The following is a 13,278-nucleotide window of genomic DNA, read 5'->3' on the forward strand; positions in this document are numbered from 1 at the left end:
GATTAATTTTTAACTACTCTATAAACTGAAACAACATCGTTTAGGTACACATTCAAGAAATAAACACCATTTTGAACTTTTGGCGTTAATTCAAGCTTATTATTACCTTTTACTAGCATTTTATTAGTGGTATACACTATTTGCCCCACCACGTTATAGAGTTTAACATCCATTACTTGTTCCGCATCCGAATAGAGTTCTAAAACCAAATTGCTATTAAATGGATTTGGATACATTTTAAGACCTTGCAGCGAATCATCTTCCAAAACTAAAGGTTCCGCGACGGTTCCTAAAACACTGTTTCCTTTAAAGGTAACCTGCTTAGATGTTACTTTTTTAGTTGTACCATCACCAATATGAAACACCAAGTTCTCTGGCGCATCACCATAAATAGTTATAAAACTTAATGCTTTATCATTAACTAGTTGGTTTGCTTGTTTACCTTTTAAAACACCAGCTTCATCATAAACAAACAACTCATTGTAGCCTTCTGGCAACTGCACAATAGCATTCATATTTCCTGCATATTGCTTGAATTCATCAGCCATTTTGCCTGCAGATTGCTTACTAGTAACCTTAGTTGATTGTTTGCTAATTTGATTTGCCAAATAACTTGGATAGGTAAACGGCTGATCTTTACTCGATTTAATCATATAACCTGTCCCAGATACTAAATAATTTAAAGTACCATTCCATCCATTAATGCGGTCGTAAATGGCAAATAAATTTTGAGATTTAATAACATCTCCATCTTCAGCATCAAAATAGGCCAATGCTTCATTAATAGCTTGATTTTGAAGTAAAGGATACGGTACCCAATTCCAGTTGGTCTTGATTGGGAAACTCCATGTTGACATATCGACAGGAACCCCTTTAATATTTAGTGACTGTGCTAAATTAAAATTCACCTTATACATTTTAGATGTTGAAATCCCTCCATTGGAAGTCACTGTACCAGACCAGGTACTGTTTCCAACATGAGATGCATCTTTATAATAGGTATCTAATTGTGCAGGTGAATGACTTAAAATGCGATCGTTCGTATTTAAGTGCATCCCTTCTGTTAAAGCGTTTAAGTTTGAAAACTCAGAATCATTCACATTTAAAGACACCCAAGTCCAACCTTTATTCAAGGTTATATCTTGTACTAAGACATCTGAATTTTCAAAAATAACAGGGTTACTCAAACTTCCTGAGACTTCATTATCTTTAAAAATAGTGGTGGCATTGCCATCAATAACAGCTTCTATAATTTTTCCTTGAGAGGCGTCCCAAATTCTAAACGACATCGTTTCACCATACACACTATTACTATAAACCGTGAGATATGCATAGTACTCTTTAAATGCTTCGTTATAGTATAAAGCGGCAGAACCACGAAGTTCCCCATTGCTAAAAGCAGCAATCTTATCATAAGAATCCTCAGAGAATGTGCCATTAATTTTTACACGTCCAACCATATTCATACTAAAATCAAAACCTGTTGGATTAATTGTCCACTCTGGTTCTGGTGCCAGTACCCGCACTTTAACCTGCATTTTTTCGTCGTAACCAAAATCGGTTTGTAAATACAAATTCTCTAAATAGTTACCTGCCGTTAAGTCCTTATCGATAGTAGCCGTTAGTACTACTTTACTATCTGGTTGCAAGATTCCAGACGTTGCGCTTAACTTTAACCAACTTGGTATGTTAGTAATCTGGTATGGTTGCCCATTCCCGCCTTTATTCAATAAAGTAATTTCGAAAGATGTAACGGCTCCTGTATTTTTCACAATATCAACAATCTCATTATACCCTTCTGCAAACCAACTAACCTCGTTACGCTTCACATAAGCTGTCCAAGTAATGGGTGATTGCTGCCTGTTATTAGCACTATCAAACATTCTATGCACTGTAATATCAAGAACTTGCCCTTCTAAGGAAGCCCAGTCTGTAACAACGGGTTCTAAAATCATTTCATCTTCATTGATAACATGATTGACCCCAAATTTAATTAACTCTCTTGCCGGTTTAATAGCAGGTACATCATTTGAATAATTTACCGTACCATTACTAATGGACGCCAAACTTGCCGACACCTTTTCATTGGCAGCTGCATGAAAATATCTAGGTGTGTTTCCTGCATCTGCATTCATTCTAGCATAGAACACCAAGCCAATACTTTCAACATCCATTTCATTAAAGCGATCTCGACTTATCTGCTCGACATTACGTAAGGTATTCCACAACCTAATTTCGTCTATTTTTCCGGAGAAGGTATTGTCTACCGTTTCGTCGCCAGCTAAATCTTTAGACCCTCTGGCTCCTATCCAAATTTTGTTTCCTGAAAAGCCGCCAATAGCTGCTATCAAATTTGAAGACACGGGAGCAGCATCTATATAAGTTCTTAAAGACCCTATGCGATTAAACAATAAGGTAACATGATGCCAATTTCCATCTACAACCGACTGATTTGTTAGCGTATAAGATTTCCCCTCGCTAGCAAGTGTTAACATACCCGAACTAGTCAAGTTGATCGCCCATTTATTTGCCTGTCCGTTGGACTGCACTATATCCGACCCATCGCCTTTTCCATTAGAAAACAAAGTAGCTTCTTGTGCGGTATCTGTTTTCATCCAAAAGGAGATTGTTGCATCCATTTCATTGGTAAGCTGAACAAAATCGACATCGTTCAATTCTAAATATTGACCATTTACAAATTCATAAGAAGTTCCTTTAGGCTTGATATCCCAATCTGAATTTACAATGGCATGTTTAAAGCGTGCCAAATCTTTGGTAATTTCACCTCTACCTTCATCCATGGGCCAGTAGCCAATTAAATTCGCCTCATTTCCAATAAGCTTGTCATACATTTTAGCATAAGCAACATCTAAACTTATTGTTTTATTCCACAATCGTAGATTATGAATATTACCAATAAAGGTATTCCCGCCTATTACTAATGGATTATTATTGGTGAAATTCATATTAGAAACACCTGTATTCCCACCAATTTCAGCATCATCTTGAAAAATTCTTAGGTCGCCTGTACTACTTTCATAGGTACATGTATAATGATGAAATACACCATCATTAGCGATACTACCTTGTGCTACGACACCTCCCAGCGTAAAGAAAATACCACCATTACTAAGCCCAATATTTAAACCACCTTCTTGCTTCATGATATCTGCAGTGTTAGCCACTGTAGCATTGTTCATCCAAAACTCTAAGGCAAAATCGCCTGAAGTAATTTTTGGGTCGTTAATAACAGCCGTACGCGTCGCGCCTTCAAAATGTAAAGACACACTATGGTTAATAGGCAACTGGTTTGTTTGCCCCTTTATTTCTATAGTACTTATGGCCTGATTGTAAAAAATGTTTTCGTTGAAACTCACCCTTAAATCTTCACCAACTCCTAAAATACCATCTATAGGTAATGGTGTACCAAAGCGTTGCGGACTTGTTAAATCGACACGACCTGTTATGACTTCTGAAATATATTCGGTATTGTTTGTACAAATACTTCTAGCTCTAATTTCATAATCTCCATCTCGTAAATTCAATTCCGAAATATTAAATGAATAGGATAATGATGGCGTACTAATTAATGAAATTTCAGATTCCTTATCTGCCACAGCTGTCTCATAATGTTCTTCACCATAATAGCTATGCAAACGCGTCCAATTTGGTGCTGTTGCCGATCGATACTCTAATTCAATTTTTTTGAAACTAGAAAAATTCGTATTAAAGCCTATCATGCTTACGGTTAATGGTTTTGTGGAACCATCTGTATTATAAGCCTCACTTATGTTATAGGTCCAATTTTCTAAGGGTGCATTCACAACAACTTCAGAACAAGAGGGAATAAAGTGAGCAGACACAAACACATCATCACTTACAGCTTCCCCATCACAGGTAGATTGTAATACGACGCGAATATTTTCATAATCATACACATCAGAAATTGATTTCCCTAATGTTAAGGTATAATATGTTTTTTTACCATAAGGAACACTTACAAGTATTCCATTTTGTTCAATATTAATTAATGCGTTATTTGGATTCGTTGTATTGTCTATTTTCAATAAGAAAGTAGCGTCTGTTTCCGTAACACTATTGTTTTCTAGTAATAATTTAAACTCTGCATTGTTATATTCTGATACATTACTGATATCTGCAACCTCAACACTCAATAGAGGAACTTCTACTTTTTGAGTAGCGAAACTTAATGGAGCTTTCTTGTTTATATCGGGGTCATTTGGATCCTCTGGACAACAATCGACATCTTTGGAAAATTCATCTTCATGATCACTCGCCTCCTCATTTAAGGATTTTCTCTTTACTTCTAATAATCCTCTTTCGCTTCGGTTTTCGTCATATGCATTTTTATTTTCTACGCTTATGTAAGAACGATAAGCCCTTTCCAAGATTACAAATTCTTCTTCATTTTTGTTAATTGCTTTTTCATTTACATCTATTTCATTTTGAATTCTAAAATATTCTTTAAAATACGCTATAAACTTGTCATTGGTAAAAAACTTGGACTCCTCAGCCCCCTCATATGGGCAGGAAGTTCTACCACCTTGCGTTATAAACACTGGACCATTACCATCAAAAGAATTTACGACATCTATACTTAATAAATTAGCTGGGTCATTGTCTTTAAGTGTGTAACTTATATTTAATGTGTTTTTATCTTCATTAGATAATGATGTATTTACATCCTGTTGAAAAACACCTTTCGTCTTGGTTGCAAAACCTATTTTTGATACAGTGGCACCAAGTTCCAAACCAAACTCTTCTTTAAGAGTAAAATTGTAATCTGTCGAAGTTTTGTTTATAACAGTCGTCTCTACACTTCTTGTAAACTCACCTACTCCAGCATCAAAGGAGATATTATCCTCAAAATAAGTATTTAATAAACCCTTTACTTTATTAGATTCCGCCAATTTATCAATCAATGAAAGTTCAGCACTGCTATCCTCGCTATTATTTATGGCGGTTATAAGCTTATCATTAAAATTTGAAACAACATTGATTAATGACGCCTGATATTTTGGACGTTCATTCATTGCTAAAAACTTGCTTTTTTCATTATCCAAAATCACTTTTTTCCACAGCCGAACTTGCTCTTTATATTGGTCGAGATCTTTGGGATATTTACCATCATTAGTATCAGCAGGAATCCCATTTTCGATATTAGTGATAAAAAATTCATATTCAGGAATTAAGGTTTCTAAAATATGCTTTTGGGAAAAAACGTAAAATGTTTCCGAAGGCTCTTCTACAAAATAAATTGCTTTTTGCTTACTTACAAACACACTCTCCCCTAAATAATTTTTTAATTCAAATGACGCAGAATCATCAAAGGAGTTCTTTTCTTCACCTGAAAGCTGTATATCATTAAATGAACCATATAATTGATTCTTCGAGTTACCTATATATAAATCACCATCTGACCCTACATAACTGGGATCTGCACTTGTAGAAATGGTTTGACTGAATTCATACGTTTGCGTTAAACTTTCGCCGTCTTTTGAAGTATTAGTAAGACCTATTCCTGCAAATAAACTGTTTGTTTTTTTAAATTCAAATACTGGCCCCGCCAATCCGCCACCTATCTCAAAAAAAAGCCCTATCATCAGTTTAAATTCCGATTCGAACCCCTCCATATCAACCTCTGAACTTTCTGTTGTGAATGTAATACTTTCACCTTCTTGTATAGAAGCAAAACTATTAGACCCAGGAGGGTCTCTTAAAATAATACTGGGTACATCTGGCGCCTCTGTTACAAATGTTTGACTCCCATCTGAATTCCCCCCTAAAACAATACCAATATCCTTATAATTCTCAACATCATAATCGATACCATTTATTCTGTATTGCAAACTGCTGGATAATGTAAAGGGAGCCGAAATAGCAGGCAATCCTGCAAAAAAAGTATAAGTTAAAATACTCCCATCCATGTCGTCAACCATACTGGTTTCTGATTTATCGGCGACATTTTTCAAGGCTAAATTATTATTTATAAGCAATTGTCCTTCTACTACAGGTACTAAATCTTCAAGTTCACCATCATCGTAATTAATATAACGCTCAAATCTATTTAAAATAACTTTATATTCTTTGAATTGAGAATATACTAGATATTCAAAACCTTCTGTACTAATTTTTATACCGTCTAAATCGATTTCTAAATCAGACGTTTGCTCAACTACTTTTAATATTGGAGTAGATCTATAGGTGAAACTTTTTTCGAAATGATAAGGCATACCTGTTTCAGAGTTTCCATCTTCATACTCAAATAAGGGCGTAGTAAAACCTACCGCATTTGACACTTTAACTTCTTCAGTTACGCCTGCTTCTATTATTGTAATAGGATAATCCTTGGCACTTGTAATGTTTATATTACTCGCTTGTAACTCATAATTTAAAGGCAACAAACTCACCCGATATTCACCGGATGCACTATTCGTTTTAAAATTGAATGTGGAGTTTTCGGTAACAGGAGCGCCTCCAGGTTTATAACCTAAAGTAATATCTGCAACACCTATATTATTTTTAGAACTAATGGTAATGGTTTTGCTAACCTCATCAGCATCTGTTATTGATTTCTCAAACAAGCCGTTTTCTCCAAAACCAATAACCTTTTCAGCCTCAACCGTTCCACCAACCACTCTACCAACTAGAGTAACTCGTGTACTATCTACAAATACAACAGCCTCATTAGAATCTTCAAAAAACTCTTTAAAAGTACCAGACTCAGCTGGAAATCTACTGTTATGAGCAAATACATGCCCGTTTTTTTTTAGTGTGATATAATGTTTCCCTATAGGTACACTGATGTCAAAAATACCTTCAGCATCTGACACTACTGGAATGTTATTTTCATCTAAAACAATATTGCCATCTATGTAAACATTAACACCTTCAGATGCGATGCGGGCATAGCGTTCTATAAAATCATCCGATTCATCAGCGGGCGTCTCATTATCGTTATACCAATATTCCCCTTTCGATAATTTACCAGCACTCAAGGTCTCATAATAATTATAACCTTCGCCAATTATTTGATTGGCTTCATAATAATCATCCCCATTTATTGGTGCGGATGCGGTTTCTTTAAAAGATTTAAACACGCCTCTTGTATCATATAAAACTTTGCCTTTAAAGCTGAATGAAGAAACATCAGTAAAATTTATTTTATTAACCACTTCAGACCCTTGCCCCAGAAACACTAATTGTTGCCCCGGTTCAAACTGGTGCACACCGTATAAAGGGGTAATATTGAAAGACTCTCCAGTACCTGAATATGGGATGGCAGTAATTTCGTAATTCCCATTCACATCGGTAACCCCAAGAATACCCAATTGGTCTGAACTTGGAATGTTACCTGCCCCTTGTTCCCAAGAGACTCTAGCCCCAACTGCTGTACTGGAATCCCATAATTTTCCGTGATTCTTATTATAATCGAACCCTGTTCTAGATAAATCGTAGGCATACGCCCCAGCCCCTTCATTTGCTCGTAAATAGGAAATTAAAGTGGCATCATTTCCTCCAATATACCTTCTATAGTCTGTTCTAATTTTAAGCGGTTCTTTTACAGCGTTCCAAACTCGTATTTCGTCTACATAAGCATTTCTATTACCACCCACATAAACAGTATTCCAGTCTGCATTTATATTAATTGTTTGTGTAGGAATTACAAATTCTAAATAAGGCCCTGAATAGGCTTCATTATTCGCATTTAATTTATCGTTAACCCATTTTGAATAGTCCTCATTTATTTCCCGACCATTAATATAAAGTAGAGGCACGTTCCCATGGTTTATCACCACAGAAAAATGCACAAAATTAGAATTGAAATCGGAAACAGGCACCAGAATATCATCACCTCTAGAATCGAGATTTCCTGAAGGAAATACGTTTTTTAACTGATACTCACTATTACCTATTTTTACCGATAAAATTTTAGAGGCAGCCAATAGTTTTACATGAACATCCAGATTATTGCCACCAAACAAGCGAATGGCTTGTCCTGTGTTATTAGTATAGGGCGCTACTGGTTTTAACCAAGCCTGCAAGGTTGTGACTTTTGTTATAGGTTTATTTAAACCATTAATTACTAAAGCACCTGTATTTGGGATATTTAAAGCACTCCCCGCATTAACAGAACTTCCTTCTGAGCTGGCTCTTATGGTGACATCTTTTACAGGGTTTCCTCCTTTATAACTTACATTACCTGTTACTATGGCCGTTGGGTTTCTATACCCAATACCTGTAATATACGTGTCATATTCACTTTCAATAACACTTACTCCTTCTGCAACAACCTTGTACTCGTATAAAACACCTCCTTCTACATACCTATCTTCAAATTCTGTTTCAAATTTAGAGACATTCCCTTTTTGTACAAATTGACCTGAATTATCATCGGTATATGGACGGCGTAGTATTTTAATATTTGTTACAGCATCAATATTAGCTCTAAGCGTCCAATTGATTAATATTTTATCACCAAAATAACCTTTTGAAACTTCAAAAGACTCATCTGCAAATGTTTTATAGAGATACAATACATCCCAAGGAAAGCGAATATCTAAAGGGTTTGTTGCTCGCGCTGTGTTATTTTGACCTAAATAAGGAAGGCCTACTTGAATAGTATACTTGTTACCATCTACAGTACTTTTTTGAATGGCCTGTGAAACAGGGCCTATTTTAGCACCTTTGTTATCTTGTGCCCATAGCCCTGTAACCAGAAACCATAAACCTAACGTTATAATTATTTTTCTCATAATTATAAGGTTTATAATTTAATAATATAGTTGACACCGTAATTTACTGGACGGGTTTCACCAGCCCCTGCATTATCAGTTGTAAAGACATGATCATGATTACTTTCATTGCTATCCCATAACTTTGATTTAGTACCCTTAGTGTTCATTATAACCTCATTTCCTACATTAGAACTTGCACTATAAATAACATTATTCCCTCCATGTCCGTGCTTTCCATCTGTATTAGTCCTTCCTGAATGCTTATGCTGTTTAAAGGTATCACCTTGCGTTCCCCTTAAGCTAGGTCCATTTTGATTATTAACCGCACTCGTTCCCGTACCTCTAAGGAACATTCCATTCAAATTAGGGGTTTCAGTACTATTACCTAGCAACACATATAAAGGTGAGTTTACAGGTACTGTAGCGGCCCCGTTACACAACAACCAACCTTTAGGAATAACTGAGCCAACAAAAGGCATAATAGACCCCGTTGGCACGCCATTGTTTGCAGCGATGGCATAAGGTACATGTTGTAGTTTTTCATCAGATATAATTTCAGTTCCCTTTTTAATTCTTAAAAAGGCCTTATAGTTAGCAAATTTCACATCATTAACAACGGCATTAGCAATAACATGCGAAAACACACCAAAAGCATCTGTTTGCACATTTAATGTTTCAGAAAATATAGTAGTCGGACTATTGGAGTCATTAAAATAATACAAATCAAAGGTCATACTGATACTTGAACTGGCGATGGCTGTATTGTTGGCATCTCTAGCTATACCTTGGACAGCAATACCTGATTGTTCTGCACTAGATTGTGCATAATTAATAGTTGCTACACATAGCATTAATAAAGATAGAAGTAGTTGTTTTGTTTTCATGGGTAGTTATGTTTAGTTGTAAATAATAATATTAAATTAAGCTACTTATGCAGCTATTAACAACGAAGATAGGCTTACCAATAAGCCATAACACTACTTATAAAACGCAAAAACTACGTGTTGCCACGTAGTTTGTGTAAAAAAGAAGACACTTAAAACTTTTAATCGTTATAAAACGAATTCTATATTTTGTTTTGCCCAAACGGCAAGTACATCTTTTTCTTTAGGCAGGTCTAATTTGTTAATTATATTCGAACGGTGCTTTTCAATGGTTCTATAAGATAAGGACAAAAAATCACCAATTTCTTTTGTAGATTGTTCTTGAGCTATTAACCTAACAATGGTACGTTCAGAAGGCGATAATAGCTTCATTTTTTTTAATTGTGGTTCAACCTCATCTTCAAAAACACTATTAAAGGTGGCACTAAAATAGGGCACCCCTTTATTCACACTTTGTATACAATTATGTAATTCTATAAAAGGCTCATCTTTTATAATGTAACCCGATATGTTTAATTTCTTTGCTTTATAAATAAAGGCCTTTTCTCTATGAGAGGTCAGGATAATGAATTTGGTTTCTATATCTTGTTCTATACATTTTTGTATCACCTCAAAGCCCGTAAGTCTTGGCATTTCTTCGTCTAGAATGGCTATGCTTGGTTTTAAGTCCATGATTTTATCAAGGGCTATAGCACCATTTTCAGCAGTACCAAGAAGATTATAATTATATTCCTGTAATTTATCTGCCAATCCATTTAATAATAATGGATGATCGTCTGCTATAAATAATGAGATATTCTTGTTCATTTTTACACGGGGATTTGCACTAATAAGGAAGTGCCTTCTGCTTTTTTACTTTTTATGGACAAACTCCCTTGAAGGATACGTACACGCTCGGCCATGGTTTTTAAACCTAAACTGTTTTTATCAATCATTTGGCTCACTTCAAAACCTTGACCATTATCTTTTATTAAAATTTTAATGCCATCGTTTTGTTTCAATACATTTACAATTAATGTTTTAGCGTTCGCATGTTTTACCACGTTGTTTACAGATTCTTGTATAAACCTGTAAATATTAAGAGATTTGCTTTCATCAAAACTGTCATTAATATCATCAATTTCAACGGACACAAATAAATCTGTTTCTTCATCCAAATCCAATAACAATTGTTCAATACTATCGGTAAGCCCTAGCTTTGTTAATGTTACAGGGTATAAGGCCCTAGAAATACTCCGTACTTCGTCTAAAGTATCACCTAATAACCCTGATAATTCTGTTTGATCATTATTTTGAGTCTTCATTTTCAAGAATGTTAATTGTTGGCCAACACTATCATGAAGTTCCTTGGCAACACGTATTCGTTCTTGTTCTTGGGTTTTAAGAAGCTGTTGAGAAAACTCATGTTGCGAGCGCTCTTGTTTCTTTGCATGTAAAAAAGAACGGTAAAACAGAATACCACCAAATAAAATAACAAGACTTAAGGACCCAAAAATCAACAATTGGGTTTTGTTTCTATTTTGAGCGTTTAATAAGCTAATATTTGTTTTTTGGTTTTTAATTTCTATATCACGTTTTTCTGTTTCGTACAAGGTTTGATAATAAGCCAAGGATTTCACGTTTTGAACACTTGAAATAGAATCTTTTGTGGAGTAATAATTCACGAAATGCTTATTGGAATTAACCGAATCCTTTTTATACGTATACATATCTGCTAAAAACTTTTCGGTAAGCATAATGGCCAAATAGTCATTTTTAGCCTTTCTTAATTCTAAAGTTTTTAAACCATAGGTAATGGCTCCATTATAATCTTTATTCCCGTAAGCCAACCACCTTTTAGCATCGTAATAAAACCCTTCATTATCCTTCGTTTTATCTTTATCATAATTTGCTTTAACTTCCTTGAAATATCCTTCAGCACGTTCTAAACTATCATTTAATACATAAGCTCTTAACAGGGCAGTAATTAAAAAAGGGCGAAATAAAAAATTGTTTTCTAATTTACTATTACTCTCTAGTGCTTTTTTTGAATGAACCAATTGATTAGCAAAATCCCCATTTCTATCATAATCCATTGCCGCATTATGGTATAGGCTTCTTAAATTAATATAATCCTTTTTGTGTTCTGCTAGAACCATAGCTTCATTCCGCTCTTTTTCTGCTTCTTTATAAAAAGCATTTTTACTATAAAGTATTGATAATTGGCTTTTTAAACCAAGAATATGGGTTGTATCCTTTAGTTTTGCGAATATTGGTACAGCTTCCTTAAAACTTTGAGATGCTTTGGCAAATTCACCTATTTCCGCTTCATTATAACCTGAATACATAACTGCAAATCCATAGAGTCGTTCGTTGTTTACTTTCTTAGCATAGCCCTTAGCAATGGTATAATATTCAAAAGATTTATCCATGTTACCTATATAACCATAGCTATCTCCAGCATTAAGATATAAGAAACCCAGAGAAGTTAAATTTGTTCCCTTTTTTAAAGTTTTAATATACGTGTTAAAAAGCTTTAACCCTTCTTTGGGTTTTCCCAGAAAAATATTCTGAAAATTCATTAAATCAAGCACTTTTTGAGCGGCGAAATTTAAAGAATCTAGCGAGATTGCAAAGTCAATGGTTTGACGTGTAATGGAATCGTATTTTAATTCGGTGCTATAATGTGTAATGGTAGTTAAACTATCCATCCACTTAAGGCGCTCTCCTTTTCGCGTTTGTTTAATTTTAGAATTAACAAACGCCATTTTCCTTTCTAAACCTGAATCTTGAGCAGGCATTTGTAATCCAAGTGATACAAATAGGACTAAAAAAACATATTTCATAGGTAAGTTATAGATGTTAAATATAAATTGTTTTTAATTTAAAAAAACGAATTCTTATAATTAAAACAAAAACAACATCTTAAAAACCTATAAATCAAATAACTACGGAATATTTAAGTATTTATGTGTTTGTAGAGACACTTTCCATTGCGGGTTTTTCATTACATAGTCTACAATTTCCGGAATCACTTTATCGCGCTTACTCCACTCGGGTTGTAAATATAAAATACAATCTTTATTTACTTTAGCTGCTTGTTCTTCCGCGAAGCGAAAATCATCATTATTATAAATAATCATTTTAAGTTCGTGGGCTTTTGCATAAACCTCTTCTGTAGGCAGTTTCATTTTTTTAGGCGATAAACAAATCCAATCCCAAATACCAGTTAATTTATAAGCACCAGAGGTTTCAATATGTATTTGTAAACCTTCCGCTTTTAACTTGGTGGTTAAAGGCGTCATATCCCAAGTTAATGGTTCGCCACCAGTAATTACAATGGTATTACTATGCGTTTTGGCGTTTTCAACAATTTTTGAAATATCGGTTGGCGGGTGTAAATTGGCATTCCAGCTTTCTTTCACGTCGCACCAATGGCAACCCACATCGCAACCACCAATTCTAACAAAATAGGCCGCTGTTCCTTTATGAAAGCCTTCACCCTGAATGGTATAAAACTCTTCCATTAAAGGCAGCATAACCCCTTTATCTACTAATTTTTGTATGTCTTTATTCATAATCGTTTGCAAAGATAGCGGTTTGCATGCTAATTGTTGGAAGTTTTATAACTCTTGTTTATTTAATTCTATATATAA

General features: G+C 34.7%; 5 protein-coding genes. All 5 read right to left on the reverse strand.

Annotated features, from left to right (window positions below; all coding sequences use genetic code 11):
- Positions 1 to 2: 2 nt before the first annotated feature.
- On the reverse strand, positions 3 to 8,777 hold the full coding sequence (locus Q5N74_RS06485; protein ID WP_304387924.1) for a LamG-like jellyroll fold domain-containing protein: 8,775 nt from the start codon (positions 8,775 to 8,777) through the stop codon (positions 3 to 5).
- 11 nt (positions 8,778 to 8,788) lie between these two features.
- On the reverse strand, positions 8,789 to 9,643 hold the full coding sequence (locus Q5N74_RS06490; protein WP_304387925.1) for a tail fiber protein: 855 nt from the start codon (positions 9,641 to 9,643) through the stop codon (positions 8,789 to 8,791).
- A gap of 168 nt (positions 9,644 to 9,811) precedes the next feature.
- On the reverse strand, positions 9,812 to 10,450 hold the full coding sequence (locus Q5N74_RS06495) for a response regulator transcription factor (RefSeq protein WP_304387926.1): 639 nt from the start codon (positions 10,448 to 10,450) through the stop codon (positions 9,812 to 9,814).
- Positions 10,451 to 10,452: 2 nt separating this feature from the next.
- Entirely contained in the window at positions 10,453 to 12,468 is a 2,016-nt protein-coding gene (locus Q5N74_RS06500; RefSeq protein ID WP_304387927.1) for a sensor histidine kinase, read from the reverse strand.
- Positions 12,469 to 12,570: 102 nt separating this feature from the next.
- Positions 12,571 to 13,200 (reverse strand): 7-carboxy-7-deazaguanine synthase QueE, encoded by a 630-nt coding sequence (locus Q5N74_RS06505; RefSeq protein WP_304387928.1) that lies wholly within the window; start codon positions 13,198 to 13,200, stop codon positions 12,571 to 12,573.
- Between the last annotated feature and the right edge of the window lie 78 nt (positions 13,201 to 13,278).

Source organism: Mariniflexile sp. AS56 (assembly GCF_030552475.1).
Taxonomy (GTDB): Bacteria; Bacteroidota; Bacteroidia; order Flavobacteriales; family Flavobacteriaceae; genus Mariniflexile.